The following is a 26,433-nucleotide window of genomic DNA, read 5'->3' on the forward strand; positions in this document are numbered from 1 at the left end:
TCGCAGCGTCCGCGACCGGCCGGCGCTATGCTGCGGGCATCCGCCGCGGTCCGCATCCGATGGGCAACGACTCCTCCCCGACCGACGACCTGCGCCTGTTCCAGACCGGCGGCCACCCCTGTGGCTACTGGCCGGAACGCAGCGCGCGCGACCTGGTTCTGGATCCGCGCGACCCGCGCCTGGCGGCGATCTACCCGCAGGCGCTGGAATGGGGCTTCCGCCGCTCCGGCGACCTGGTCTACCGGCCGCACTGCGCGCACTGCCGCGCCTGCATCGCCGTGCGCATCCCGGTGGCCGACTTCGTCGCCGACCGCAGCCAGCGCCGCTGCCTGGCGCGCAATGCCGATATCGAATCGCGGATCGTGCCGGCACGACGCACCGCCGAGCACTTCGAGCTGTACCAGCGCTACCTCGGCAGCCGCCACCGCGACGGCGGCATGGACGGGCACGGCACCGCCGAGTTCGACCAGTTCCTGGTCGGCAGCTGGTCGGACACCCGCTTCCTGGAAATGCGCGAGCCGGGCGACGGTTCGCCGGGACGGCTGCTGGCGGTGGCGGTGACCGACCGCGCACCGCACGGGCTGTCGGCGGTCTACACCTTCTACGAACCGGACCTGCCGCAGCGCGGGCTGGGCACGCTGGCGATCCTGCGCCAGATCGAATGGGCGCGGCGCGAGGGCCTGGCCCACCTCTACCTGGGCTACTGGATCGACGGCCACGCGAAGATGGACTACAAGCGCCGCTTCCGCCCGCTGGAAGCCTTCGACGGACGCCGCTGGCGCCGCTTCGAACCCTGAGCGCGGCCGTGCGCGCGGCGGCGCGTGAGAGAATCGGTGCATGCACGCCCTCTTCCGCTTCCTGCCCGCCGTCCTCCTGCTGATGACCACCGCCTGCGCCACCCCCCCGGGGCCGGCCGCGCCGCCGACGCTGCGCGTGGCCACCTACAACACCTCGCTGTACGACGACGCGGACGGCGGCCTGGTCCGCCGCCTGGAAGCCGGCGACGAGGGCGCGCGCAAGATCGCCGCGGTGCTGCAGCAGGTACGCCCGGACCTGGTCCTGCTCAACGAGTTCGACTACGACCCGGAGGGCCGCGCCGCCGACCTGTTCCAGCGCCAGTACCTGGAACAGCCGCAGGCCGGCGGCGGCGAGCCGCTGCGCTATCCGTACCGCTACCTGGCCGAGGTCAACACCGGCGTGCCCAGCGGCCTGGACCTGGACAACAACGGCGAGGTCGGCGGCGAAGGCCGCGCCCGCGGCAACGACGCCTGGGGCTACGGCCTGCACCCGGGCCAGTACGGGATGCTGGTGCTGTCGATGCACCCGATCGACGCGGCGCAGGTGCGCAGCTTCCGCCTGCTGCGCTGGGCCGACATGCCTGGTGCTCGCCGCCCGGTCGATCCGGCCACCGGCCAGCCCTGGCACAAGGACGAGGTGTGGCGGCAGCTGCGCCTGTCCTCCAAGTCGCACTGGGACGTGCCGGTGCGCACGCCGCTGGGCACGGTGCACTTCCTGGTCTCGCATCCGACCCCGCCGGTGTTCGACGGTCCGGAGGACCGCAACGGCGCGCGCAACGCCGACGAGATCCGGCTGTGGCAGGAATACATCTCGCCGGGCGAACGCCCGTGGCTGTGCGACGACGCCGGCCGCTGCGGTGGCCTCGCCCAGGACGCGCGCTTCGTCATCGCCGGCGACCTCAACAACGATCCGGTCGACGGCGACGGCCACAGCGAAGCCATCCTCGGCCTGCTCGAACATCCGCGGGTGCTGCGCATGCCCACGCCGACCTCGACCGGTGGTGCGGAAAAGGCCAGCGCATACGCGGCAGCGGGACTGCAGCACCGCGGCGCGCCCGCACACGTGACCGGCGATTTCGGCCCGCGCTCGGGCGCGATGCGCCTGGACTACGTGCTGCCGTCCACCGGCTTCGCCCTGCGCGGCAGCGGCGTGTTCTGGCCGGCGTCGGACGATCCGGCCGCGGCGATCGCCGATGCCAGCGACCACCACCTGGTGTGGGTCGAGCTTGCCGCCGACTGAACGGCGCCGGGGGTCCTGGAAAGCGGCATGGGGAGATTGATTTCAATCAATCCCCCCTTCGGGATGGCGTGATGCAATGAATACATGAACGCGATCCCCCTCCAGCAGAACCAAAGGGCCCAGCAGATCCATCAGACGCTGGCGGACCTCAACACCTCCAGCGCCGACATCGAAGCCTCGGCTTTGATCTCGATCGACGGCCTGCTGATCGATGCGGTCATGCCCCACGGCATGGACGAAGACCGCATCGGCGCCATGTCGGCGGCGCTGCTCTCGCTCGGCGAGCGCACCGCGCGCGAACTGGGCCGCGGCCGCCTCGAGCGCGTCCTGGTCCAGGGCGAGCACGGCTACGTGATCATGACCGCCGCCGGCGAAGAGGCCGTGCTGACCGTGCTGACCAAGGCCGAGGTGAAGCTGGGCCTGGCCTTCCTCGACATCAAGCGGGCCGCGCAGGTCCTCGGCAGGATCGTCTGACCGTGCACGTGCTCCCCGACATGAACCCGCCGGCGGAGCCGCACCGCTCCGCCAAAGCCATCTACCAGGACGGCACTTCCCGCGTCATCCACTGGAGCGAACGCGAGGTGCCCTTCCCCGACGGCCGTCTCATCGTCTCCAGGACCGACCTGGACGGCATCATCACCCACGCCAACGCGGCGTTCGTCGAGATCAGCGGCTACAGCCGCGAGGAACTGATCGGCGCCCCGCACCACATCCTGCGCCACCCGGACATGCCCAAGGTCGCCTTCAAGGACCTGTGGGACACCCTCAAGCAGGGCCGCAAGTGGCACGGCTACGTCAAGAACCTGCGCAAGGACGGCGCCCACTACTGGGTCTACGCCACCGCCCTGCCGAACGTGCGCAACGGCGAGGTCGTCGGCTACACCTCGGTGCGCCGCAAGCCTTCGCGCAAGCGCATCGAGGAACTGGTGCCGCTCTACCGGAAGTGGCTTGAGGAGGAGATCGCAGGAGTGGGCGCATGACGCTGAACATGCTGGTGGCGCCGGACTTCGCGCCCGAGAACTTCCCCGGCTGGTACATGCTCAGCACCCTGCTGCAGGGCCGCTCCGGCCTGCGCCTGCACCTGCTGATGCCCAGCGACGCGCACGAACAGGCGCGCATGCTCGCCGACGGCGGCGTCGACCTGGTCTACGCCAACCCCTTCGATGCCACCTCGCTGATCCGCAGCGAAGGCTACATCCCGTTCGCGCGCCCGGCCGGGCACTCGGACGAGATGGTGATCGCCACCGCCGCGACCTCGCCGCTCAACTGCGTCGAGGACCTGCAGCCGGACTGCAGCATCGCCCTCACCGACAACCGCGACGTCAAGCTGATCGGCCTGCGCCTGCTCGAACCGGCCGACCTCACCGAACAGGACATCCGCTGGGAACTGGCCAACAGCTACCAGGCCGCCGCGCGCATGACCCTCAACGGCCAGGTCGACGCCGGCTTCTTCCTCGCCTCGGCCTACCACTCGCTGGCGCGCATCACCCGCGAACGGCTGAAGGTGCTGGTGGAAAGCAAGCTGCGCGACATCACCCACGTGCTGCTGGCCCATCCGCGCATGAGCGAGGACCTGCCGAAGCTGGCCGAGGCCCTGCTGGGCGTGAACCCGGCCGACCCGGGCGACCTGGAAGTGCTCAAGGCGCTCGGCCTGGCCAACGGCTTCGAGGCCATGGAACAGGAAGACGCCGAGTTCATGATCGACCTGATGGACACCCTGCTGGATTGACCATGCCCGGGACCGCCGCCTCGCTCAACGCACGCCGCCAGTTCCGCACCCGCACCTGCGCGGTGCTGCGCGCCCCGCAGGACGCCAGCGCACACCTGGCGCGCCTGCAGACGGCCCTGCAGCTGGGCGACGTGGAGCCGCTGCAGGGCGCGCTGGCGGACCTGTTCGTGGCCCTACCCAAGGAAGAGACCGCGATCCGCCAGGCCGCGCTGGCCCTGGCGGCGCCGCGGCTTCCGCCCTACGTGGCCGAAGCCTTCGACCGCAACGCCCATGGCCACGCGCTGACCCAGGTCACCACGCTGGCCACGCGCTGGAGCGTGTTCGCCCAGCCTTCGGCCAGCGTGCCGGCGCGGATCCGCCGCGCCAGCCCCGACCACTCGCGGCGCCTGGCGGCGCGGGTGGTGGAGGCCCTGCTCGACGGCGAGCCGCTGCAGGCCGCGCGCATCGAGCGCGACTTCCTCGACCACTGCGTCTCCTGCCAGGACAAGTTCGCCTTCATGCTCGCCAGCCGCGACCTGCGCCGCCACGAGATCGCCGTGGGCGACCGCTGGGAACAGGTCGCCGCCTGGCTGGAACAGCACGCGGCGATGGGTGAGAAGCAGACCCCGCCCCGTTCAACGACACGGAAATGACCCAGACCCTCGACAGCGTCGAAACCCTCTCCACCGCCATGTGGGTCCTGCCGACCCCGCGCGGTGCGCTGCATGCCTTCTCCTCGCCGGATCCGACGCCGATGCAGCGCGCGGTGCAGGCGATGCTGCGCGACCAGGCCGCACCCGGCCTGGAGACGTGGCGCCGCAACCACGACCAGGGCGGGCGCATGCTCGAGCAGCTGCGCGAACGCCAGTGGGTACAGCTGCTGCGCCGCGAGGTGCCGGCCCCGGACGTGCGCCTGGGCGACTTCGCCCAGCACGTGATCGCGCCGCTGTCCGGCGAGCGCCGCGCGGTGCTCGCCTCCGACAGCGGCTTCTGCCTGGGCCAGTCCGGCCTGGCGCAGGAACAGGCCGAGACGCTCAGCGCCGCGGCCGCCGACTATTCCTCGTTCGCGCAGCGCCAGGCGCGCCGCGGCTGGGACGACGCGCGCCGCGTCTCCTTCCACAGCGATCCGGACATGCTGCTGCCGGACTGGTCGTTCGTGCCGTTCTGGGTCGACGGCACCGGCTACTGGCTGATCCTCGCCGGCGAACCGCTGCTCAACAACCTGGCGATGGTCGAGCTGGTGTGGAGCATCCAGCTGGCCGGCGCACGCTTCGCCGCGCCGCTCTGACCGGAGCGAAGTGAACCTCGCGGCCGCCACCGGGCGGCCGCGCTGTTTCCGCTGCCCCGTCAGGGCACCACGTCGATCTGGATCGCCGCCGCCGCGTCGCGGGCGATGGCCCGCGCGGCATCGACGTCGCCCGCCCGCGCCAGGGTCACGCCGACGCGACGATGGCCTTCCACGCGCGGCTTGCCGAACAGGCGCAGCTCCGTCGTCGGCGCCTGCAGCGCCGCATCCACGCCGGAGAACACCGGCACGCCGTTGCCGTAGGCCAGCAGCGCGCACGAGGCCGACGGGCCGTTCTGCGGCACCACCCCGCCCTCGCCGGCGCCGACCGGCAGGCCGAGGATGGCGCGCGCGTGCAGGGCGAACTCGCTCAGTTCCTGCGAGACCAGGGTGACCAGGCCGGTGTCGTGCGGGCGCGGCGACACTTCCGAGAACCACACCTCGTCGCCCTTCACGAACAGCTCGACGCCGAACACGCCCCAGCCGCCGAGGTCGCCGGTGACGGCGCGGGCGATCTGCTGGGCGCGCTGCAGCGCCAGCGGCGACATCGGCTGCGGCTGCCAGCTCTCGCGGTAGTCGCCGTCGCGCTGCAGGTGGCCGATCGGTTCGCAGAAGCTGGTGCCGCCGGCGTGGCGCACGGTCAGCAGGGTGATCTCGTAGTCGAAGTCGACGAAGCCCTCGACGATGCAGCGGCCGGCGCCGGCGCGGCCGCCGGTCTGGGCGTATTCCCAGGCCGCGTCGATCTCGTCGGTACTCCGGACGGTGCTCTGGCCCTTGCCCGAGGACGACATCACCGGCTTGACCACGCACGGCAGCCCGATCGCGGCGATCGCTTCGTGGTACTCCTCCTCGGTATCGACGAAGCGGTACGGCGAGGTCGGCAGGCCCAGGGTCTCGGCGGCGAGGCGGCGGATGCCTTCGCGGTCCATGGTCAGGCGCGCCGCACGCGCGGTCGGGATGACGCGCTGGCCGTGTTCGCGCTCCAGTTCGACCAGGGTCTCGGTGTGGATCGCCTCGATCTCCGGGACGATCAGGTCGGGGTTCTCCAGGGCGATGAGTTCGCGCAGGGCGAAGGTGTCGAGCATGTCGACGACGTGGCTGCGATGGGCCACGTGCATGGCCGGGGCATCGGCGTAGCGGTCGGCGGCGACCACTTCCACGCCCAGGCGCTGCAGCTCGATCGCCACTTCCTTGCCCAGTTCGCCCGATCCGAGCAGCAGGACGCGGGTGGCATGGGGAGACAGCGGGGTTCCGATCCGGACCATGGCGGGCTTCGCAAGGCAGTGGGCCCGACATTGTAGGGCGCAAGGTGCCTGGTGACCCCCTCTCTCCCTCGGGGAGAGGGGGCCGGGTTTCCCCTCTCCCCAACCCTTTCCCGGGGGAATGGGCTTTCTGTCGCGCCGCCAATAGGAGCCCCGGCCTCAGCGCCGCCCGAGGACGTCGTCCCAAGGGGGTATGGTGCAAGCAGCACATGGATGTGCTGCGCTCGCGCGTTGGAGCAGGACGCGGAACCGCGCGATGCGCCATACCCCCTTGGGGCGGCGGCCCCGTCCGGAGCTGGCGGCTCTGCTCCTCGGGGATACACCGCGAAGGGCGCAGCCAGAGCATGGGAGCAAGGTGCCTTGGGATGGCGCGGCAACCCCTCTCCCGGCGGGAGAGAGGCCTGGGGAGCCGGGGACTTGACGACTGATATCAAATTGATATCTTCGTCTTGCACCCAGGAGACACGCCATGAAAGAGCTTCCGATCCGTTCCCTTCCCGGTATCCCCGTCCTCATTGCGGTCCTGCTCGCCGCCGTGGCCGCGGCCTGGCTGTTCTTCACCGGCATCGAACAGACCGCCGCGCTGAGGATCGCCGCCTCGGCCCTACTGGCGCTCTTCGTTCTACTGACGGTCGTCGGCCTCTACTCGATCCAGCCCAACCAGGCCGCCGTGCTGAGCCTGTTCGGCAAGTACGTCGGCACGGTCAAGGAAGCCGGCCTGCGCTGGAACAACCCCGTCTACGCCAAGCGCAAGGTCAGCCAGCGCGTGCGCAACTTCGAGAGCGGCCGGCTCAAGGTCAACGACCTGGACGGCAGCCCGATCGAGATCGCCGCGGTGATCGTGTGGCAGGTGGTCGACGCGGCCGAGGCGGTGTTCAACGTCGACGACTACGAGAGCTTCGTCCACATCCAGTCCGAAGCCGCGCTGCGGGCGATGGCCTCCAGCTACCCCTACGACCAGCATGACGACGGCCAGGTCGCGCTGCGCAGCCATCCGCAGGAGATCTCCGAACACCTGCAGGTGCAGATCGCCGAGCGCCTCGGCCGGGCCGGCGTCGAGGTGATCGAGGCGCGCATCAGCCACCTGGCCTACGCGCCGGAGATCGCCCAGGCGATGCTGCAGCGGCAGCAGGCCAACGCGGTGATCGCCGCCCGCACGCGGATCGTCGCCGGCGCGGTGGGCATGGTCGAGATGGCGCTGGAGGAGCTGCAGAAGAACGAAGTCGTGCAGCTGGACGAGGAGCGCAAGGCGCAGATGGTCAGCAACCTGCTGGTCGTGCTGTGCGGCGACCGCGGCATGCAGCCGGTCCTCAACGCCGGGTCGATCTACTGATGGAGGCGCTGGCTCCCCTGCTGCTGGCGCTGACCGGCCTGCCGGCGGTGGGCATCGCCGCCTGGTACGCGCGCGATGCCCGCGGCCCCTACGCGCGCGGCATCGCCCTGCGCTGGGCGCTGGCCTCGCTGGCGATCTTCGGTGGCGCGATCGGGCTGTACTTCGCCGGCAACGACCATACCGCGGCCACCGTCGTGGTCGTTGCGATGGTGGTGGCGGTCAACGCGCTGGCGGTGTCGCTGGTGATGCACATGCGCCGCGGCGACCGGGATACGCGCCAATGAACGGGAAGAAGGCCTACCCGCTGCGGATCAACGCCGAAGTGCTGGCGGCGGCGCAGCGCTGGGCCGACGACGAGCTGCGCAGCCTCAACGCGCAGATCGAATACGTGCTGCGCGACGCGCTGCGCAAGGCTGGCCGGCTGCCCAAGCCGGGCGAGAAGAAGGAGAACGGGGCATGAGCACGCGCTGGCAGTACAACGTCGTCGAGATCAAACCGACCATGCTGGGTACCTTCAAGCAGGAAGCGGTGCAGGAAGTCCTGGCCCGCCAGGGCCAGCTGGGCTGGGAACTGGTCACCATCGTGGCGCCCGGCCCGATGATGGCCCTGATCGCGATCTTCAAGCGCCGGGACTGACGGAGGAAGCGCCATGCTCCACGTGATCCGCATGATCGAGCGGCGCAGCGGGCGCCACGCCCGCCTCGTCGTTCCCGCACTGGGCCTGTTGTCGCTGCTGGCGTTGGCCGCCGGCCTCTGGCTGGCCATGCGCTGAGGAGCGCCCATGGCCACGACGATGGGGAACGGAGCGGCCGCGCCCGCCAGCGCGCTGGATGACCTGAAGATCGCCGGCGTCTGGGCCGTGCTCGCCGGCTTGGCCGGCGCGGCGGTGATCCCCTACGCCGCGCAGCTGATGCCCGAGGCGTTCGCGAAGATCCCGCTGCCGCTATGGATCGTCGCCGCCGCGCAGGGCGCGCAGGCGGCGCTGTTCTGCGCGGTGATGGCCTGGCTGGGCCTGCGCATGGGCCACCGCGTCGGGCTCGGCAGTCCGCTGATGCACGCCTGGCTGGTCGCGCGCCAGCGCCCGGACTGGACGCGACTGCGGCCGCTGCTGGCGGTGCTGGCCGGCATCGCCGCCGGCATCGTCATCCTGGTGCTGGCGCCGCTGGTCGACCGCGCCATGCCGCCGATGCTGCATCCACCGGCGCAGGCCGGCGCCGGCGCTTCGGCGCTCAACGGCTTCCTCGCCTCGTTCTACGGCGGCATCGCCGAGGAACTGATGCTGCGCCTGTTCCTGATGACCCTGCTGGTGTGGATCGTGGCGCGGGTATCGAAGCGCCAGCCGCCGGCCTGGGTGTACTGGGTCGCGATCGTGCTCGCCGCCGCACTGTTCGGCGCCGGCCACCTGCCGGCCGCGGCGAAGGTGTGGGGCCTGGAGCCGATCGTGATTGCGCGCACCCTGCTGCTCAATGGCATCGCCGGCGTCGCCTTCGGCTGGCTGTACTGGAAGCGCGGCCTGGAGATGGCGATGCTCGCCCACTTCAGCGCTGACATCGTCCTGCACGTCATCGCCCCCCTGCTCCAACCCGCGAACCTGCCATGACCCCGACCACCGATCCCCGCCTGCAACTGGCCCCGGCCGGCGCGCGCGCCGGCACCTGGCTGTTCCTCCTGGGTTTCGTCCTGCCGCTGGCGATCACCGCCATCGCGCTTGCCTTCGCGGTGCAAGGCAAAGGCGAGCTGAAGCTGGTCGCCGGCAGCCTGCCACTGACCATCGTCCTCACCCTCGGCGGCCTGGCCGTGCTCTGCGGCGGCCTGTGGTGGCTGCTGGCGCGGATGATGCGGCGGCAGTCGCTGCAGCTGTCGGCGGCCGGCATCGACGTGCGCTCCAGCTTCTACCGCTGCCAGGTGCCGCTGCAGGAACTGAAGCTGGACCAGGCGCGGGTGGTCGACCTGGACGAACACACCGAACTCAAGCCGACGCTGAAGACCAACGGCTTCTCGATCCCCGGCTTCCACAGCGGCTGGTTCCTGCTGCGCAACCGCCGCCGCACCTTCGTCGCCATCGCCGAGGGCCGGCGCAAGCTGTGGCTGCCGGGCAATGGCAGGCGCGACCTGCTGCTGGAACCACGCGATCCGCATGCCGTGCTCGCCCGCCTGCGCGAGCTGGCCGCCAACGGTGGGCGTGGCTAAGCTGGCCTGATGCGCACCAACCTCGCTCCGCTGCACGCCCGCCTGCTCAACACCGCGGCCATCGAACTGTGGCCGGCACCGTTGCTGCGCGCGCGCAACAACGGCGATGCCCGCCTGCTCGCGCGCGCCCGCACCGTGCTGCGGCGCAAGCGCGATGGCCGCTACCTGGCGGCCGCGCTCGACGCCGGACTGATGCCGCTGGTGCCGCGGCTGGCGGACGAACCGGGTATCGACGAGGCGCTGGACCTGCTGGAGACCCAGGAAGGCCCGCGCCGGGGGCCGCCCCCGCCGCCGGGCGAGCTGCCGTTGCACGGCCTGCGCGAGCGGCTGGAGGCGCTGGGCCTGGACGACGGCTACGCCACGCGCACCGGGCTGGACCTGGTCGCCGAGCCGGAATGGCTGCTGCTGGCCGGCTTCGACCGCTACCGTCGACCGCTGTGGCTGCGGCCGGCGGCCGCGCGCGCCTGGCAGGCGCTGCGCACAGCGGCGGCAGCCGATGGCGTGACGCTCGAGGCGATCTCCGGCTACCGCAGCCACGACTACCAGCTGGGCATCTTCGCGCGGAAGCTGGCGCGCGGGCAGGCCGTGGCGCAGATCCTGCAGGTCAACGCCGCGCCCGGCTACAGCGAACACCACGGCGGCGACGCGCTGGACATCGGCACGCCGGGCGAGCCGCCGGCGGAGGAATCGTTCGAGGCCACGCCCGCCTTCGCCTGGCTGCGCGAACACGCCGCCGCGCACGGCTTCGCGATGAGCTACCCGCGCGACAACCCGCACGGCATCGTCTACGAACCCTGGCACTGGCGCTTCAGCCGCTGACGGCGGCCGGCGACCCGGCCTTGACCGGGATCAATGGCAAGCGCGCGGCACAGGCGGACACTCCCTGCATCCGCCCCCGCCGGAGTGCCGCCATGTCCACCCTCGCCCACGGCCGCTATCCCCGCGGCGTCATCGCCCTGCACTGGCTGACCCTGCTGTTGCTGGTCGCCGTCTACGCGACGATGGAACTGCGTGGCCTCTTCCCGCGCGGCAGCGCCGAGCGCGCGGCGATGAAGACCGCGCACTACTTCCTCGGCATCAGCGTGTTCGCCCTGACCTGGCTGCGCCTGGCCCTGCGCATCGCCGGCAGGACCCCGCCGATCCTGCCCGAGCCGCCGCTGTGGCAGCTGCTGCTGGCCAGGGCCGTGGCGCTGGCGCTGTACGGGCTGATGCTGGCGATGCCGGTGCTCGGCTACCTGCTGCTCAACGCCGAAGGCACCGCGCCGGCGATCGGTGGGCTGCAGCTGCCGCTGCTGATCGGCGCCCAGCCGGGCCTGGCCGAAACCCTGGAGGCCTGGCACGAAGGCATCGCCACCGCCGGCTACTGGCTGGTCGGCCTGCACGCGCTGGCGGCGATCTACCACCACCACGTGCGCCACGACGACACCCTGCTGCGGATGTCGCTGCGCGGCTGAGCCGCGCTCAGTCCTGCGAGCGGTTGGTCGGCGCCTTCGCCGCCGTGGCGAAGTCGGCGATGCGCCACAGGTACAGGCTGGCGTAGGTGCGGTAAGGCCCCCACTTCCCGCCGCGGACCACCAGTTCCTTCGGCGTGGGCATGGCCTCGAGCCGGTCGACCAGCTGCGCGCCCTTGCGGATGCCCAGGTCGTCCACCGGCAGCACGTCGGGACGGCCGAGGCGGAACATCAGCATCATCTCCACCGTCCAGCGGCCGATGCCGCGGATCGGCACCAGCGCGGCGACGATCTCGTCCTCGTGCATGGTCGACATGCGCCGCAGGTCCGGGATCTCGCCGCGGGCTTCGCGCGCGGCCAGGTCGCGCAGGGCCAGGGTCTTGTTGCCGGACACGCCGCAGGCGCGCAGGGTCGCGTCGTCGACCCGTCCCAGGGTGTCGTGGTGCAGGCGCGTGCTGCCGATCGCCGCCTCGACCCGGCCGACGATGGTGGAGGCGGCCTTGCCCGACAGCTGCTGGAACAGGATCGCCCGCGCCAGCGCATCTACCGGATCGAACGGCTTGCGCCAGCGCGGCTCGGCCGGCAGCGGGCCCAGCTTCTTCATCCACGCGCCGAGCTTGCGGTCGCGCCGCAGCAGGTGCGCGTGCGCGGCCTCGACGTCGAATCCACGGGCATGGCGCGGCATCTTCAGCGCCTCCGCAGCGCGGCCACGGCCAGCAGCAGCCAGCTGGCCATCAGCAGGGTGCCGCCGGACGGCGCCAGCCGCGTCGGCCAGCCCAGCAGCGCGCCACCGGCCACGCTGCCGGCGAACAGCAAGGTGCCGGCCAGCAATCCGGCCAGCGCGGCCAGGCGCAGCCCGCGCGCGCCGCCGCCGAGCACGGCCAGCACCGCACCATGGCCGAAGGCGTAGAGGCTGGCGGTCTGCAGGTTGCCTTGCGCGTGCGCGTCGGCCACGCCGTGCGCGGCATACGCCGACAGGCCGATCGCCAGCGCCGCCAGCACCGCCCCGGCGGCCGCCAGCCACGCGCCCGCGCTGCCCGTTCCCGCCTGTTCCCTCTGCTCCGCCACGACCGGATGCTCCCGACTTGCGACCGCAGCGAGCCTAAACGAAAAAGCGCCGCTTGCGCGGCGCTTTCGCGGGGATCCGGGGATCCCGGTTGCGGTCCGGCGACGTGCGCCGGATCGCGGGTCTTACTTGATCGCCCAGTAGACGTCGTAGGTACCTTCGGCGGTGAACGACTTGTCCACGCCACCCTTCCAGATCTCGAACGGACGGTCGGTGACCTCGTAGCCGTGGGTCAGGGCCCAGGCGCGGACCGAGTTGCGGACCGCGTCCAGCTCGGCCATGTAGCCGGTGTAGGAACCGAAGGCGGCGCGGCGCGGCTGGGTGCGGACGTATTCGACCGGGGCGCCTTCCGGGATCTTGACGGTCAGCGGCTCGCCATCGGCGGCGACCAGCGCGGCCGGACCCTTCGCGGCCTCTTCCTTGCCTTCCTCGCCTTCGGCCGGCGCAGCCGCGGCCGGAGCCGAACCCTTGCGACGGACCGGCAGGGCCACGTCGAAGGCGTACTTCTCGGCGCCGAAGTCGGTGGTGATGATGCGCACCGGACCCGCGGCCTCGAGGTTGTTGGCCTCCATGGTGCGCTTGATCCACTCCAGGTTGTTCTTGATCGACTGCTTGATGGCGTCGTTGTTGCGGTCGATGTTGCCGGCGTTGACGACCAGCAGGTCCTCGGCCGGCAGCTCGACCAGCTTCAGGTCGACCAGCGGCACGCCCTCGGCGCGGTAGTCGAAGTTCGGCACGCCGGCCAGCATGGTGGACATGCGGCCCAGGCCCAGCTTGATGTCGTCGCCGACGTGGCGGCTGACGTACAGGCCGGCGTAGCGGCCGATCAGGTCCCAGCCGTAGTCGACGTCGTAGGTCTGGGTGATCTTGACGTTGCGGTTGTTCTTGCCGGTCGGCTCCAGCAGGAACTGCACGGTCTTGTCGTGGCCGCGGCGCTCGTCCTCGACCTTGATCACGACCTTCTCGTTCGGGATGCTCTCGACGATCTCCCAGCTGCCCTTGCCGATCTGGCCCTGGGTCGAGGCGTAGTCGAGGCGCGCACCCACGCCTTCGCTGGCGCCGGAGACGTTGAGCTGGACCTTCGGGTCACGCAGGACCAGCGGGTTCCAGTCCTTGAAGCGGCGCAGGTTGTTCACCGTGTCGTACACGATGGTCATCTTGCGGTTGGTCTCGACGCTCTCGGAGATATGGCGATGGTCGGGAAGAACGACGCCAACCACCAGGGCCAGAACAGCCACGATGCCCAGGGCGATCAGGAACTCGATAAGGCGGGTCATGCAGGGGGTCTCCGGGGCCGATCCACGGCAAATTGACAAGGCGAGCCGCGAATCCTAGCAGGCTTCGCCGCCTGCGCGCAGCCAAGCAGGCCGCCGAGGCGTGGGGTGAACGGAATTCTTACAACCGGAACGGCCGGGTGTCCTCCGTGGACACCACCGCGCGACGGCGGTTCCGGTGCTTGCGGGCGTGGCCGCCAGACGGTAGCGCATGGCCGCCGTGCGGCGCGAAAACGCCTGAGCCACGCGGGTTTCCGCGTGCGACGTGAGGCAGCGGTTCAGTTTCGCGACGACTCAGACCAGCTGCAGCTCGAAGGCCTTCAGCACCGCGCGGGTGCGGTCGCGCACGCCGAGTTTGCTGAGAATGTTGGATACGTGGTTCTTGATCGTGCCTTCGGCCACGCCCAGCGAATTGGCGATTTCCTTGTTGGAGAAGCCGGACGCCATCAGGCGCAGGATCTCGGTCTCGCGGTCGGTCAGCGGGTCCGGGCGGTCCAGGCTGACGAAATCGTTGCGCATGTGCTCCAGGCCCGACAGCAGGCGCTGGGTCACCGCCGGCTGCACCAGCGAGCCGCCCTCGGCCACGGTGCGGATGGCCCCGACCAGCTGCTCCAGCGATACGTCCTTGAGCAGGTAGCCCTTGGCCCCGGCCTTGAGCCCGGCCAGCACCAGCTGGTCGTCGTCGAAGGTGGTGAGGATGATGGTCGGCGGCAGCTGGTCCTGGCGCGACAGCACCTGCAGCGCCTCCAGGCCGGACATCGCGGGCATGCGCATGTCCATGAGCACCACGTCCGGCTTCACCTGCGGGATCAGCTCGACCGCCTGGCGGCCGTCGCCGGCCTCGGCGACCACTTCGATGCCCCCGTCCAGGGCCAGCAGGGAACGGATGCCCTGGCGGACCAGGGTCTGGTCGTCGACCAGGCAGACACGGATCATGGCAAGGCTCCTTCGATGGCCGGCAGCACCGGCGTCGTAACGGGAATGGACAGGCGCAGGCGGAAACCTTCCCCGCGCCGGGTCTGGATTTCGAGGGTACCGCCGCACTGCCGGATGCGTTCGCGCATCCCGCGCAGGCCGTTGCCCGGGACCAGGCCGTCGGCACCCTGGCCGTCGTCCTGGGCGTCCAGCATCAGCGCGCCCGGCTCGCGCCAGACCCGGATCCTGAGGTGGCGGGCACCGGCGTGGCGCACGGCGTTGGTGATGATTTCCTGGGTGCAGCGCAGCATCACGTGGGCCCGCTCGGGGTCGTCCACGGCCAGCGGCGACTGCACGTCGAGGGTGATGTCCAGCGAGGGCACGTGGTCGGCCAGCGGCTGCAGGGCCGCGGCCAGGTCGATGCCGCCGCTGGCGTCGCGCAGCTGGCTGACCGCCTCGCGCACGTCGGTCAGCAGCAGCTTGGCCAGGGTATGGGCCTGGCGCACGTGCTCCTGTGCCCGGCCCTCGGTCATGTGGCTGGCCACTTCCAGGTTCAGGCTCAGCGCGGTCAGATGGTGGCCGAGCAGGTCGTGCAGCTCGCGGGAGATGCGGGTGCGCTCGTTGACCCGGGCGCTCTCGGCCAGCAGGGCGCGGGTCGCGCGCAGTTCGGCGTTGAGCCGGCGCTGCTCGTCGCGGGCCTGGGCCTGCTGGCGGGCCACATACGCCGTGGTCATCACGAAGGCCGAGAAGCCCACGTAGAACAGCGACTGCAGCAGGGATTCCCAGAAATTGAAGTCGTCCCGGGCCATGAACGATGGCACCAGGGCCACGTGCGCGGCGACCAGCCACAGCACCGCCACCCGGATCCCGGCCAGCCAGGGCAGCACCCCGGCCATGATCATCAGCAGCACCGCGCCCAGGCCGGTCTGGGTATAGAAGCCCACGCCGATGGCCGCGGCGTTCATCGCCAGCAGCAGCAGCGCGTGCCAGGCCACCTCGCGGCGGCCGCCGCTGCCCAGCGAGCTGGTCGCCAGCCAGTAGCAGGCGCCGAAGCCGAAATAGGTCAGCGCGGTCATCGGCACGTGCACGCCGTTGCCGTCCACCCCGCGCGACGGGGGCAGGAACCAGATGTTAAGGATGATCGGCAGTCCCACCAGGGCCCAGGTGTACAGGCCGGCGTAGCGCAGCAGATTGGTGTGGCTCAGTCTTCCCAGCATTGCGGAACGCTCGTGCATTGGCGCCATGGCGCACATGTGCAGGAAGCCATGGCCCGCTCGTGGCCGGGAGCCTCGCATCCCCTGTGGATGCGGCGAACGTGGCCCACAACCCCGGCCTTGTCAAGCAATCCGGCCGCCGCGGGCCTGCCCGTGGCCGGAACCTCGTGCGATAATCCGGGACGGCCGCGCCGCTGGCCCGCATCGCCCCACTGGAGTCGGCTTTACCCCATGTCCATCGTCATCCGCGACGTGCGCGAACACGAGCTGGATTCGATCCTGGCGCTCAACAACAACGCCGGTTCGGCGATCCTCCCGCTGGACCAGGCCAGGCTGCGCCGGTTCTACGACGAGGCCGAGTACTTCCGCGTGGCCGAACGCGACGGCAACCTGGCGGGCTTCCTGGTCGGCTTCGGCAGCGACAGCGACCACGACAGCAGCAACTTCGCCTGGTTCAGGGAGCGCTACCCCCACTTCTTCTACATCGACCGCATCGTGGTCGCCAGCCGCCGCCGCGGCGGCGGCGTCGGCCGCGCGTTCTATGCCGACGTGCAGAGCTACGCCGAGCTGCGCTACCCGCTGCTGTGCTGCGAGGTCTTCCTCGACCACGGCGCCGACCCGGCGCTGCTGTTCCACGGCAGCTTCGGCTTCCACGAGGCCGGGCAGAACCTGATGCCCGACGTCGATGTCCGCGCGAGCATGATGATCAAGGAACTGTGCAGCTACCCGTGGGTCCGCGAGACCTACGGCGACAACCTCCCCGACCTGCCCTGGGTCGGCCGCCCCCGCCACCAGCGCCAGCCGCGCGCCAGCCGTGCGACGGGTACCTGACGTGGCACTGGCAGCGAACGACTACGAACAGGCGGGCGAACTGAAGATCGGCCAGGTCGGCATCGCCAACCTGCGCATCCGCAACCTCGACGTGGACCAGCTCGTGCGCGAGATGCGCGAGCGGGTCGAGCGCGCGCCCAAGCTGTTCGGCCGCGCCGCGGTGATCGTCGATTTCGGCGGCCTGGCGAAGACCCCGGAAGTGGATACCGCCCGTGCCCTGATCGACGGGCTGCGCGGCGCCGGCGTGCTGCCGGTGGCGCTGGCCTACGGCACCCGCGACAACGACGCCCTCGCCGAGGCCCTTGGCCTGCCGGTGCTGGCCAAGTTCCGCGCCCAGTACGAGCGCAGCGAACCGGCCGCGGCCGCGCCGCCCCCGCCGCCCGCGCGCGAACCGGCCCCCGCCGCGCGCGCGGCCGCCCGCCCCGCCCCGGCGCCGGAGAAGCCGCGCGCCCCGGGCCGCATGCAGAAGACCGCGGTGCGTTCGGGCCAGCAGCTGTACGCCGAAGGCTGCGACCTGACCGTGCTGTCCACGGTCGGCGCCGGCGCCGAAGTGATTTCCGACGGTTCGATCCACGTCTACGGCAGCCTGCGCGGCCGCGCCCTCGCCGGCGCCCAGGGCAACACCGAGGCGCGGATCTTCTGCCGCGAATTCCACGCCGAGCTGGTGGCCATTGCCGGCCACTACAAGGTGCTGGACGATATCCCCGAAACCCTGCGCGGCAAGGCCGTGCAGGTGTGGCTGGACAACGGCCAGCTCAAGCTGGCCGCGCTCGACTGACCATCCCCCGGCGCGCCGGCGACGACGCCTGGCGCGCATACCCCGCACGCAGCACGCAGGAGACATCCATTGGCTGAAATCATCGTAGTCACTTCCGGCAAAGGCGGCGTCGGCAAGACCACCTCCAGCGCGAGCATCGCCATCGGCCTGGCCAAGCGCGGCCACAAGACCGCGGTGATCGACTTCGACGTCGGCCTGCGCAACCTCGACCTGATCATGGGCTGCGAGCGCCGCGTGGTTTACGACTTCGTCAACGTCGTCCACGGCGAGGCCACGCTGAAGCAGGCCCTGATCAAGGACAAGCGCTTCGACAACCTCTACGTGCTGGCCGCCTCGCAGACCCGCGACAAGGACGCCCTCACCAGGGAAGGCGTCGAGAAGGTGCTCAAGGACCTGGCCGCCGACGGCTTCGAATACATCGTCTGCGACTCGCCGGCCGGCATCGAGAAGGGCGCGTTCCTGGCCATGTACTTCGCCGACAAGGCGGTGGTCGTGGTCAACCCGGAAGTGTCCTCGGTGCGCGACTCCGACCGCATCATCGGCCTGCTCGACTCCAAGACCCGCCACGCCGAGAACGGCGAACCGCTGCCGGCGCACCTGCTGCTGACCCGCTACAGCCCGGCGCGCGTGGCCACCGGCGAGATGCTGAGCATCGCCGACGTCGAGGAGGTGCTGGGCCTGAAGGCGCTGGGCGTGATCCCCGAGTCGACCGACGTGCTCAACGCCTCCAACAAGGGCGAGCCGGTGATCCTGGAAGCCGAATCCGAGGCCGGCCAGGCCTATGACGACGCGGTCGGCCGCCTGCTCGGGGAGGATCGTCCGATGCGCTTCACCACCCTGGAGAAGAAGGGCTTCTTCAGCAAGTTGTTCGGAGGTTGAGCATGGGCCTGTTCGACTTCCTGAAGTCCAAGAAGAACACCGCCGAGACGGCCAAGAACCGCCTGCAGATCATCATCGCCCAGGAGCGCAGCAGCCGCGGCGCCCCGGACTACCTGCCGCTGCTGCGGCGGGAACTGCTGGAGGTGATCAAGAAGTACGTCAACGTCGACGTCGACGCGGTCAAGGTCGACCTGATCAAGGACGGCGAACACGACGTGCTCGACATCTCGGTGGCCCTGCCGGAAGGCCCGGCCAACTGACCCGGCCCGGCGGGGACGCGCCAGCGTGCCCGCCCGTTCCCTGGCCGGCAGGAACGCGCAGGCGCCTGCCGTGCATCGCGTGGTGCTGCGTGGCCCGCGACTTCCCACGTTCGCCCTGCACCCGTGCCTGACGCAGCGATGACCGCTCCCGATCCTTCCACCGTCCTCCGCCTGGACGACATCTCCGTGGCCGACGCCGCCGCCCTGCTGGCCCGCCATGACCTGGTGCTGGAGCAGGTCCCCGCAGGCGCGCCGATTCCCGGCAGCTACTGGGGCGAACCGGAGGCCGGCATCATCGGCAGCACCGTCTACGTGCGCGGCGACACGCCGGTGCATTCGATGCTGCACGAGGCCTGCCACCTGATCGTGCTCCCGCCCGAACGCCGCGCCCAGGTCCACACCGACGCCACCGACTCGGTGCCCGAGGAGGACGCCACCTGCTACCTGCAGATCGTCCTCGCCGGCCAGCTGCCCGGCGTCGGCAGCGAGCGCCTGATGGCCGACATGGATGCGTGGGGGTACACGTACCGCCTCGGCTCGACGAAGGCGTGGTTCGAGCAGGACGCCGACGACGCCCGCCAGTGGCTGGCCGAGCGCGGGTTGCTGCCGGCCTGAGAAAAAGCAGCGGGGCAAGCCCCGCTCTACCGTAGAGTCGGGCTTGCCCGACTCCCACGCCGCATGTCCCAGCCCCGCGCGAAAAAGCAGCGGGGCAAGCCCCGCTCTACGGAACGAATCGCCGGTTCAGGCGCCTTCGCGTGGCCGCGAGCGGCCCAGGTCGAGGGTCGCCACCGTGCCTTGCGGCTGCCGTGGCGCGAACGCCAACTTCCAGCCCAGGTGCTCGCACAGCCGCGCGATCAACTCCAGCCCGATCCCGGGCGCCTGGCCCTCGCCTCCCACCCGGGCCAAGCGGGCGTGGATCGTGCTGATTTCCTCAGGCGCCATGCCATGGCCCGGGTCCTCGATCGTCGCCACCGCGTCGGCCGTCAGCGACACCCGTACCACTCCGCGGTCGCTGTTCTCGACCGCATTGCGCAGGAGGTTGCCGATCGCCGCCTCCACCACCCCCGGCGGGGCGAGGATCACGCACGGCGACAACGCGCCGAACTCGATGGCCAACTGCTTGTCGCCCAGCAGGTGGGCATGGTCGTCCACGACCTGCCGCAGCACCTGGTCCAGCTCGATCCGTTCGGACAGCGCGGGCAGGCGCGCCGGGTCCCGCGCCAGCACCAGCAGCAGCTGGATCAGCTGCTCCACGCCCTGGGCGGTGTGCAGGACCCGTTGCAACTGCTGCCGCGCCATTGGTGGCAGCTCCGGGTTGTCCAGGGCGAGGCCAGCGGCGCCGACGATCACCGCCACCGGCGTGCGCAGCTCGTGGCTGGCGGTGGTGATGAAGACGCGCTCGCGCTGCACGAACTGGTCGTTGCGCTTCAGGTAGGCGTTGAGCGCATCGGCGATCACGTAGAGCTCGGAACTGCCACCCGCCGGCACTTCGACCCGCTGCGCCTGCGCGCCGGCGCGCAGGCGGCCGATGTCGTCGGCGAACAGGGCCAGGGGCCGGACCAGGCGCCCCACACCCAGCCAGGCGGCCAGGCCGGCGACCACGATCAGAACCGCTCCGGCCAGCACCGCGGAACGCTCGGCGAAGGATTCCAGTTCGTGGAAGTCCTCGATGTCGAGCGCCAGTGCCAGCCGGCCGAAGCGCTGGCTTGGACGGATCATCACCACGCTCAGCCGCCCGTCGAGGCGGACGTTGTCGTGCAATCCATCGTGCAGCCCGTGCAGGCCCTCCGGCACCGGCTGGCTGCCGTCGAGGCGGAACAGGCGCAGGGTGTCCGAATCCTGCCAGCGGTAGGAAGGATCGCGTGCGCTGTGGTCCTCGATCGCGGCCAGCTCCGAGCGAAGCAGCGCCCGCCAGGCCGCGTGCTCGGCGTGCTCGTGGACGTGGGTGCCCACCGCGAACACCAGCACCGAGATCAGCGCCGAGAACGCCAGCAGCCACGCCACCATGCGCCGGCGCAGCGACTTTGCCCGGCGCGCGGCTTCAACCATCCATCTGCTCCCCGGCCACGGCCGCGAGGCGATAGCCGACCCGCGGCAGGGTCTGGATCAGCTTGCGTTCGAACGGGCCGTCGACGACGCGACGCAGCTCGTACACGTGCGATCGCAGCAGGTCGCCCTCGGGTGGCTCGTCGCCCCACAGCGAATACTCCAGTTCGCCGCGGCTGACCGCCGCCGGGCTCGCGCGCATCAGCGTCTCCAGCAGCTTGCGGCAGGCCGGATACAGGTGCAGCAGGCGGCCGCCGCGGCGCGCCTCCAGCGTGGACAGGTCCAGCACCAGGTCCTCCACCTGCAGCACCTTCCGCTGCGCGCGGCCATGCGCGCGCAGCAGCAGCGCCTCCAGGCGGATCTCCAGCTCCGGCAGGTCGAACGGCTTGGTCAGGTAGTCGTCGGCGCCGGCGCGGAAGCCGGCGATCTTGTCCGGCAGTTCGTCGCGCGCGGTCAGCATGATCGCGGGAGTCTCGCAATGGTGCTGCTGGCGCAGCCGGCGCAGCACTTCCGCCCCGTCCATGCGCGGCAGCATCCAGTCCACGACCAGCGCGTCGTAGGCCTGGCTGGTCGCCAGATGCAGGCCGGTTGCGCCGTCCGGAGCCACGTCGAGCACATGGCCGCGCGCTTCGAAGTATTCGAACAGGTTGGCCACCAGTTGCCGGTTGTCCTCGATCACCAGCAGGCGCATGCCAGGTATCCTGCGTCGCGAAGGCCTCATGATAAACCCGCGGATGCCGGAATCCGGTCGCAGAAGTGGCAGCGGCATCGACCGTTCCCGTCGGCCGCATGAACGTGGCCCCGCGGTTAACCGCGGGGCAACCTGGTTCCGACCACTCTCCGACAGCCCGGCCATCAGCATGGGCGCGCCTTTCCAGCAGCGCCCCCATGAGTCCCTGGTCCGTCACACCCGCACTCGATCGCCCCCGTGTTCCGCCGCTGCCCCGCGGCTTCCTGCTCGGCCACCTGGCCTGGCCGCTGCTTGCCGCGGCGCTTGCCAGCGCCCTGCTGATGCAAGGTGGCGACCGCTGGCTGGCCGACCTGCTGTTCCACCTCGAAGGCGGTCACTGGGCGTTGCGCGGGCACTGGCTGACCAGCGAGGTGATCCACCGCGGCGGCAAGGTAGCCAGCGCGCTGGCCTGGCTCGGCGTGATCGGCCTGTACCTGCATGCACGCCGCCGCCCCGGGCGGACGTCGCTGCGCCAGCCGCTTCTGTACCTGCTGATCGCCGTCGCCCTTGGCAGCGGCACGGTGTCCCTGCTCAAGCAGGTATCCCCGCTCGACTGCCCCTGGGACCTCGCGCGCTACGGCGCGACCGCGGGCGCGGCGCATGGTGGTTGCTACCCGGCGGGCCACGCCAGCGCCGGGTACGCCTGGGTCGCGCTCTACTTCGCCGCCCTGCTGGGCCGGCCGCGCTGGCGCTGGCACGGGCTGGCCGTGGGGCTGGGGGCCGGCCTGGCGTTCGGCCTGGCCCAGCAGCTGCGCGGCGCGCATTTCGCCTCGCATGACGTGGCCACGCTGGCCGTGTGCTGGCTGGTTTCGCTGGGCCTATTCGCCGTCTTCCACGCCTGCGCCGCGCGCGCCCAGGCAGGGGTACCGCACGCGTGAGCACCTGGATCCTGCGTCGCCCGGTCCTGCCGGCCCGGACCGCGTGGCGGCACTGGCGCCCGCCGATGTCGACCGAGGCGCTGCTGGCCTGGACCACCCTCTTCTTCGTCGTGGCCTGCAACGGCCTGTTCTGGCGCGAGGCGCTGGCCGTGCACCCGGGCAGCGTGCGCTTCGCGGTCGCGCTGTTGCTGCTGCTGGCGGGAGTCCACGGGCTGCTGCTGGGACTGCTGGCGTGGCGCTGGAACGCGCGCGTCGTGGTCTCCGTGCTCGTGCCGATGGCGCTGGCGGCGGCGCATTACATGGGCCGCTACCACATCTACCTTGACGTGGACATGCTGCGCAACGTGCTCGCTACCGACGTCAAGGAGTCCGGCGAACTGCTCACCGCCTCGCTGCTGTGGCCGACTGCGCTGGCGATACCAGCGCTGTGGTTGCTGTGGCGGGTGCGGTTGAGGGCGTACCGCCTGCCGTGCGCGCTGCTGCGTCGCGCCGGCTTCCTGCTGGTGGCGCTGGCCGCAGTCGCCGCCGGCGCCCTGCTCGCGCCGCAAGACGTGTCCTCGCTGCTGCGCGGCCACCGCGAGGTGCGCTACCTGGCCACCCCGGCCAACATTCTGGTCGGACTGCCGCGCGCCCTGCAGGGCGACGGTCCGGTCCGGCACGAGGCGAAGTCCCCGATCGGCCTGGATGCGCGCGCCATACCGCACGCGGCAGGCGCGCGCCCGCGCCTGCTGGTGATCGTGGTCGGCGAAACCGTGCGTGCGGAGAACTGGGGCCTGAATGGTTACGCGCGCCAGACCACCCCCGAACTGCAGCGGATCGGCGTGCTCAACTTCCCCGACGTGCAGTCCTGCGGGACCGCCACCGAGATCTCGCTGCCGTGCATGTTCTCGCCGTGGGGCCGCCGTGGCTACGACGAGGCACGCATCCGCGGCCACCAGTCGTTGCTGCACGTGCTCGAGCATGCGGGCGTGGCGACGCTGTGGCGCGACAACCAGTCCGGCTGCAAGGGCGTGTGCGAGGGCCTGGAAACCGATCGCCTCGACGACGCCACCGATCCTTCGCTGTGCGCCGGCGGCCGCTGCCTGGACGAGATCCTGCTCGACCGCCTGCCCGAGCGGGTCCGCGCCCGCCGCGGCGACCGCGTGGTGGTGCTGCACCCGCTCGGCAACCACGGCCCCAGTTACTTCGAACGCTACCCACCCGCGTTCCGTCGCTACACGCCAACCTGCGAAAGCGCAGACCTCGGGGGATGCAGCCGCGAACAGATCGTCAACAGCTACGACAACGCGGTGCTCTACGCCGACCACGTGCTCGCCCGTCTGGTCGACACGCTCGACAGCATGGAAGACTACGACACGGCGATGATCTATCTGTCCGACCACGGCGAATCGCTGGGCGAGAAGGGTCTGTACCTGCACGGGATGCCGCGGGCGATCGCACCCGAGCAGCAGACCCGGGTACCGATGGTGATGTGGTTCTCGGCAGGCTTCGCCGCCGACCGCAAGCTCGATCTGGCATGCCTGCGCGAGCGCGCCGCCCGGCCGGCGGACCACGACAAGCTGTTCTCGACCGTGCTCGGCCTGATGCAGGTCCGCACCGCCCTCTACGATCCCGCGCAGGACCTGTCCGCCGGGTGCGTGCAGGACCCGCAAGGCCTCGTGGCCGCCCCGGCGCCGCGCCAGGTTGCGGGGCCGGGCCCGAGCCACTAGCCTCCCGGGACTGCAATCCACCCGGAGTCCCACGTGAAACACCGCCATCTCCTGCTGCCGCTCGCCATCGCCGCGGGCGTGCTGTCCCTGTCCGCCTGCAAGAAGGAAGCCTCGCCGGGTGAAACCGGCGCCACCGGCAAGGCCCGCACCGAAACCGCCGACGAGTTCGTCGCCCGCATCAACGCCGAGTTCAAGGCCGACATGCCGGAGCAGACCTCCGCGCAGTGGCTCTCGCAGACCTACATCAACGAGGACAGCCAGCGCGTGGCCGCCAAGGCCAACGAGCGCGCCCTGACCAAGCTCAATTCCTGGATCGAGCAGGCCGCCAGGTTCGAAGGCCAGCCGATGTCCGAGGCCAGCCGCCGCACCTTGGCCCTGCTGAAGCTGCAGACGCCGATGCCGGCGCCGAAGGACCCGGCCAAGCTCGGCGAACTGACCACCATCGCCACGAAGATGGAGGGCGCGTACGGCGCCGGCACCTATTGCACCGGCGAAGGCGACGCGAAGAAGTGCCGCCAGCTCGGCGAACTCGAGGACGTGCTGCGCTCCAGCCGCGACTACGACGCCCAGCTCGACGCCTGGCAGGGCTGGCACTCCATCGCCACCTCGATGCGCAACGACTACGCCCGCTTCGTCGAACTGGTCAACGAAGGCGCCCGCGAACAGGGCTACGCCAACGCCGGCGCGATGTGGCGCAGCGCCTACGACATGGATCCGGACGCGTTCGCCGCCGAGACCGATCGCCTGTGGGAACAGGTCAAGCCGCTGTACGAGCAGCTGCACTGCTACACCCGCGACAAGCTGCAGCAGACCTACGGCGTGGAGAAGGGCCAGGTCGCCGGCGGCCTGCTGCCGGCCCACCTGATGGGCAACATGTGGCAGCAGGACTGGGGCAACCTCTGGGACATGCTGCAGCCCTACCCGGGCGCCGGCGACCTGGACATCACCGCCGCCCTGGAGAAGCAGTACCAGCAGGAACTGCGCGCGGCGCAGCAGAAGCGCGGCGCCAGTCCGGACGCCCGCGCCAGCTTCGAGGCCGAGCGCGAGGCGCGCCTGGCGGTGGCGAAGAAGATGACCGAGCGTGCGCAGGACTTCTATGTCTCGCTGGGCATGCCCAAGCTGCCGCCGACCTTCTGGGAACGCAGCCAGTTCATCAAGCCTCTGGACCGCGACGTGGTCTGCCACGCCAGCGCCTGGGACATGGACATGGAAGGCGACGTGCGCATCAAGATGTGCATCAAGCCGAACGAGGAAGAGTTCACGACGCTCTACCACGAGCTGGGCCACCTCTATTACGACCTGGCCTACAACCCGCAACCGCCGCTGTTCCAGAACGGCGCCAACGACGGTTTCCACGAAGCCATCGGCGACACCATCGTGCTGGCGATGACGCCGAAGTACCTGGAGTCGATCGGCCTGGTCAACGCGCAGCAGCAGACCCGGGAGGCGCTGATCAACGAGCAGATGCGCATGGCCCTGGCCAAGGTCGCGTTCCTGCCGTTCGGCCTGATGATCGACCGCTGGCGCTGGGGCGTGTTCGACGGCTCCATCACCCCGGACAACTACAACGCCGCCTGGTGGCAGCTGAAGGCCAGGTACCAGGGCGTGGCCCCGGCCGGCGCGCGCGGCGAGGAGTTCTTCGATCCGGGCGCCAAGTACCACGTGCCGGGCAACACCCCGTACACGCGCTACTTCCTCGCGCACCTGCTGCAGTTCCAGTTCTACAAGTCGCTGTGCGAGGCCGCCGGCCACACCGGCCCGCTGTACCAGTGCACGTTCTACGGCAACCCCGAGGCCGGGAAGAAGTTCCAGGCGATGCTCGCGCGCGGCGCCAGCCAGCCGTGGCAGGCCACGCTCAAGGAGCTGACCGGGAGCGAGCAGATCGACGGCGGCGCGGTGCTCGAATACTTCGCGCCGCTGCAGGAATGGCTGGAGCAGCAGAACCAGGGCCGCCAGTGCGGCTGGGAGGCCCCGGCCTCCGCCGCCGCGCCGGCTCCTGCCAAGCAGGGCTGACGCCGCCCAGCCGGCTGATGCAACAAGGCCCGCGAGTCACCTCGCGGGCCTTTCTTTTTGCGCCCCTCCCCCACCGGGGGAGGGGCCGGGGGAGAGGGCCGGGCCCCGGCAACCGCCCGATCGCCACGCGATCAGTGCACCGTCGCCTCCCCTTCCCCGCCTTCCTCGGCCTGCGCCGGCTTCGCCGCGGCCATCTCCTCCTCCAGCTGCCGCTCGTAGTCGGCCAGCGACAGCCCGTTCGCCGCCGCTTCCAGTTCGGCCTCGTCGCGCAGCGCGTCGGAGTACACCAGTTTCACCGGCACGCCCTGGTCGTCGTGCAGGCGCTGCGCGCGGCGGATCAGCATCAGTACCTGCGCGGCGCTGTCGCTGCTGCCGGCGATGCGGCCGTCCATGCCCAGCACCCACACGCCGGCGCGGCGGACGATGCCGGCCAGCAGGTTGCCGTCGCGGTCGCGCAGCTCGGCATGCGGTTCGATCTGCGGCGCGCCGGCGCGGGCGCGGTTGCGTTCCTTCTCCGCCTTGCGCTTGCGCGCGTCGCGACGGGCCTTGGACTGGATGGACATCGGGGATTCCT

At 70.8% G+C, this 26,433-nt stretch carries 33 protein-coding genes; 24 read left to right on the top strand and 9 right to left on the bottom strand.

Annotation, left to right across the window (positions count from 1 at the left end):
• Positions 1-59 precede the first annotated feature (59 nt).
• From M503_RS0107765 to M503_RS0107795, 7 genes are all read left to right on the top strand, one after another.
• Entirely contained in the window at positions 60-797 is a 738-nt protein-coding gene (locus M503_RS0107765; protein WP_028920715.1) for an arginyltransferase, read from the top strand.
• Between the two features lie 40 nt (positions 798-837).
• Positions 838-2,037, top strand: coding sequence for an endonuclease/exonuclease/phosphatase family protein (locus M503_RS0107770; protein ID WP_028920716.1), 1,200 nt, complete (start codon positions 838-840; stop codon positions 2,035-2,037).
• 84 nt (positions 2,038-2,121) lie between these two features.
• Positions 2,122-2,511 (top strand): roadblock/LC7 domain-containing protein, encoded by a 390-nt coding sequence (locus M503_RS0107775; protein WP_024870090.1) that lies wholly within the window; start codon positions 2,122-2,124, stop codon positions 2,509-2,511.
• A 2-nt stretch (positions 2,512-2,513) separates the two neighbouring features.
• A complete protein-coding gene (locus tag M503_RS0107780) occupies positions 2,514-3,017 on the top strand; it encodes a PAS domain-containing protein (RefSeq protein WP_231472342.1) in 504 nt (167 codons plus the stop codon).
• The gene (locus M503_RS0107785; protein ID WP_024870092.1) at positions 3,014-3,766 is read left to right on the top strand and encodes a phosphate/phosphite/phosphonate ABC transporter substrate-binding protein; all 753 of its coding nucleotides are present in this window, start codon (positions 3,014-3,016) and stop codon (positions 3,764-3,766) included. Before M503_RS0107780 ends, M503_RS0107785 begins: the two co-directional genes overlap by 4 nt.
• A 2-nt stretch (positions 3,767-3,768) precedes the next feature.
• Entirely contained in the window at positions 3,769-4,398 is a 630-nt protein-coding gene (locus M503_RS0107790; RefSeq protein WP_028920719.1) for a hypothetical protein, read from the top strand.
• Positions 4,395-5,033: a hypothetical protein gene (locus M503_RS0107795; protein WP_081720981.1), complete on the top strand. Its 639-nt coding sequence runs from the start codon at positions 4,395-4,397 to the stop codon at positions 5,031-5,033. The genes M503_RS0107790 and M503_RS0107795 overlap by 4 nt, the downstream gene beginning before the upstream one ends.
• 59 nt (positions 5,034-5,092) lie before the next feature.
• On the opposite strand, the gene purT is transcribed toward M503_RS0107795, so the two are convergent.
• Positions 5,093-6,295: a formate-dependent phosphoribosylglycinamide formyltransferase gene (gene purT / locus M503_RS0107800; protein ID WP_028920721.1), complete on the bottom strand. Its 1,203-nt coding sequence runs from the start codon at positions 6,293-6,295 to the stop codon at positions 5,093-5,095.
• 466 nt (positions 6,296-6,761) lie between these two features.
• Between purT and M503_RS0107805 the strand changes: the two genes are divergently transcribed.
• The 9 genes from M503_RS0107805 (at position 6,762) to M503_RS0107845 (ending at position 11,269) form a co-directional block, all read left to right on the top strand.
• On the top strand, positions 6,762-7,625 hold the full coding sequence (locus M503_RS0107805; RefSeq protein WP_028920559.1) for an SPFH domain-containing protein: 864 nt from the start codon (positions 6,762-6,764) through the stop codon (positions 7,623-7,625).
• The gene (locus M503_RS0107810) at positions 7,625-7,909 is read left to right on the top strand and encodes a hypothetical protein (RefSeq protein WP_028920558.1); all 285 of its coding nucleotides are present in this window, start codon (positions 7,625-7,627) and stop codon (positions 7,907-7,909) included. The genes M503_RS0107805 and M503_RS0107810 overlap by 1 nt, the downstream gene beginning before the upstream one ends.
• Positions 7,906-8,085, top strand: coding sequence for a hypothetical protein (locus tag M503_RS0107815; RefSeq protein ID WP_028920557.1), 180 nt, complete (start codon positions 7,906-7,908; stop codon positions 8,083-8,085). Before M503_RS0107810 ends, M503_RS0107815 begins: the two co-directional genes overlap by 4 nt.
• On the top strand, positions 8,082-8,261 hold the full coding sequence (locus M503_RS0107820; protein ID WP_028920556.1) for a DUF4177 domain-containing protein: 180 nt from the start codon (positions 8,082-8,084) through the stop codon (positions 8,259-8,261). Before M503_RS0107815 ends, M503_RS0107820 begins: the two co-directional genes overlap by 4 nt.
• A 13-nt stretch (positions 8,262-8,274) precedes the next feature.
• Complete coding sequence (locus M503_RS17905; RefSeq protein ID WP_269319407.1) at positions 8,275-8,397, top strand: hypothetical protein; 123 nt, start codon at positions 8,275-8,277, stop codon at positions 8,395-8,397.
• A gap of 9 nt (positions 8,398-8,406) precedes the next feature.
• Complete coding sequence (locus tag M503_RS0107830; RefSeq protein ID WP_051414389.1) at positions 8,407-9,225, top strand: CPBP family intramembrane glutamic endopeptidase; 819 nt, start codon at positions 8,407-8,409, stop codon at positions 9,223-9,225.
• Positions 9,222-9,815, top strand: coding sequence for a hypothetical protein (locus tag M503_RS15950; protein WP_051414391.1), 594 nt, complete (start codon positions 9,222-9,224; stop codon positions 9,813-9,815). The genes M503_RS0107830 and M503_RS15950 overlap by 4 nt, the downstream gene beginning before the upstream one ends.
• 9 nt (positions 9,816-9,824) lie before the next feature.
• Complete coding sequence (locus M503_RS0107840) at positions 9,825-10,634, top strand: M15 family metallopeptidase (protein WP_028920554.1); 810 nt, start codon at positions 9,825-9,827, stop codon at positions 10,632-10,634.
• 92 nt (positions 10,635-10,726) lie between these two features.
• Entirely contained in the window at positions 10,727-11,269 is a 543-nt protein-coding gene (locus tag M503_RS0107845; RefSeq protein ID WP_028920553.1) for a cytochrome b, read from the top strand.
• A gap of 7 nt (positions 11,270-11,276) precedes the next feature.
• On the opposite strand, the gene M503_RS0107850 is transcribed toward M503_RS0107845, so the two are convergent.
• The 5 genes from M503_RS0107850 to M503_RS0107870 form a co-directional block, all read right to left on the bottom strand.
• Complete coding sequence (locus tag M503_RS0107850; protein ID WP_028920552.1) at positions 11,277-11,951, bottom strand: DNA-3-methyladenine glycosylase family protein; 675 nt, start codon at positions 11,949-11,951, stop codon at positions 11,277-11,279.
• A 2-nt stretch (positions 11,952-11,953) separates the two neighbouring features.
• Complete coding sequence (locus M503_RS0107855) at positions 11,954-12,334, bottom strand: DUF423 domain-containing protein (RefSeq protein WP_028920551.1); 381 nt, start codon at positions 12,332-12,334, stop codon at positions 11,954-11,956.
• 123 nt (positions 12,335-12,457) lie between these two features.
• Positions 12,458-13,609, bottom strand: coding sequence for a polyketide cyclase (locus tag M503_RS0107860; RefSeq protein ID WP_028920550.1), 1,152 nt, complete (start codon positions 13,607-13,609; stop codon positions 12,458-12,460).
• 291 nt (positions 13,610-13,900) lie between these two features.
• The gene (locus M503_RS0107865) at positions 13,901-14,542 is read right to left on the bottom strand and encodes a response regulator (protein ID WP_028920549.1); all 642 of its coding nucleotides are present in this window, start codon (positions 14,540-14,542) and stop codon (positions 13,901-13,903) included.
• Positions 14,539-15,738, bottom strand: a complete 1,200-nt coding sequence (locus M503_RS0107870; RefSeq protein WP_028920548.1) for a sensor histidine kinase — start codon at positions 15,736-15,738, stop codon at positions 14,539-14,541. Before M503_RS0107870 ends, M503_RS0107865 begins: the two co-directional genes overlap by 4 nt.
• Before the next feature lie 228 nt (positions 15,739-15,966).
• Here M503_RS0107870 and M503_RS0107875 point away from each other — a divergent pair, with 228 nt between their 5' ends.
• From M503_RS0107875 to M503_RS0107895, 5 genes are all read left to right on the top strand, one after another.
• Positions 15,967-16,566: a GNAT family N-acetyltransferase gene (locus M503_RS0107875; protein ID WP_028920547.1), complete on the top strand. Its 600-nt coding sequence runs from the start codon at positions 15,967-15,969 to the stop codon at positions 16,564-16,566.
• A 7-nt stretch (positions 16,567-16,573) separates the two neighbouring features.
• Positions 16,574-17,344: a septum site-determining protein MinC gene (gene minC, locus M503_RS0107880; RefSeq protein WP_028920546.1), complete on the top strand. Its 771-nt coding sequence runs from the start codon at positions 16,574-16,576 to the stop codon at positions 17,342-17,344.
• Positions 17,345-17,413: 69 nt separating this feature from the next.
• Positions 17,414-18,223, top strand: coding sequence for a septum site-determining protein MinD (gene minD, locus M503_RS0107885; RefSeq protein WP_028920545.1), 810 nt, complete (start codon positions 17,414-17,416; stop codon positions 18,221-18,223).
• Between the two features lie 2 nt (positions 18,224-18,225).
• On the top strand, positions 18,226-18,483 hold the full coding sequence (gene minE / locus M503_RS0107890) for a cell division topological specificity factor MinE (RefSeq protein WP_024870112.1): 258 nt from the start codon (positions 18,226-18,228) through the stop codon (positions 18,481-18,483).
• A 138-nt stretch (positions 18,484-18,621) separates the two neighbouring features.
• Positions 18,622-19,098, top strand: coding sequence for a hypothetical protein (locus M503_RS0107895; RefSeq protein WP_028920544.1), 477 nt, complete (start codon positions 18,622-18,624; stop codon positions 19,096-19,098).
• Positions 19,099-19,224: 126 nt separating this feature from the next.
• On the opposite strand, the gene M503_RS0107900 is transcribed toward M503_RS0107895, so the two are convergent.
• Positions 19,225-20,532, bottom strand: a complete 1,308-nt coding sequence (locus tag M503_RS0107900; protein ID WP_028920543.1) for a sensor histidine kinase — start codon at positions 20,530-20,532, stop codon at positions 19,225-19,227.
• Positions 20,525-21,220, bottom strand: coding sequence for a response regulator transcription factor (locus M503_RS0107905; RefSeq protein WP_028920542.1), 696 nt, complete (start codon positions 21,218-21,220; stop codon positions 20,525-20,527). The genes M503_RS0107900 and M503_RS0107905 overlap by 8 nt, the downstream gene beginning before the upstream one ends.
• A gap of 197 nt (positions 21,221-21,417) precedes the next feature.
• Between M503_RS0107905 and M503_RS15955 the strand changes: the two genes are divergently transcribed.
• From M503_RS15955 to M503_RS0107920, 3 genes are read left to right on the top strand one after another with little or no spacing between them, the layout of a single operon-like run.
• A complete protein-coding gene (locus tag M503_RS15955) occupies positions 21,418-22,137 on the top strand; it encodes a phosphatase PAP2 family protein (RefSeq protein WP_051414393.1) in 720 nt (239 codons plus the stop codon).
• The gene (locus M503_RS15960; protein ID WP_081720982.1) at positions 22,134-23,846 is read left to right on the top strand and encodes a phosphoethanolamine transferase; all 1,713 of its coding nucleotides are present in this window, start codon (positions 22,134-22,136) and stop codon (positions 23,844-23,846) included. Before M503_RS15955 ends, M503_RS15960 begins: the two co-directional genes overlap by 4 nt.
• Positions 23,847-23,879: 33 nt before the next feature.
• Complete coding sequence (locus tag M503_RS0107920; protein ID WP_028920540.1) at positions 23,880-25,859, top strand: M2 family metallopeptidase; 1,980 nt, start codon at positions 23,880-23,882, stop codon at positions 25,857-25,859.
• Between the two features lie 131 nt (positions 25,860-25,990).
• On the opposite strand, the gene M503_RS0107925 is transcribed toward M503_RS0107920, so the two are convergent.
• A complete protein-coding gene (locus M503_RS0107925) occupies positions 25,991-26,422 on the bottom strand; it encodes a hypothetical protein (protein ID WP_028920539.1) in 432 nt (143 codons plus the stop codon).
• Between the last annotated feature and the right edge of the window lie 11 nt (positions 26,423-26,433).

The organism is Pseudoxanthomonas suwonensis J47 (assembly GCF_000513955.1).
GTDB classification, from domain to species: Bacteria; Pseudomonadota; Gammaproteobacteria; order Xanthomonadales; family Xanthomonadaceae; genus Pseudoxanthomonas; species Pseudoxanthomonas suwonensis_C.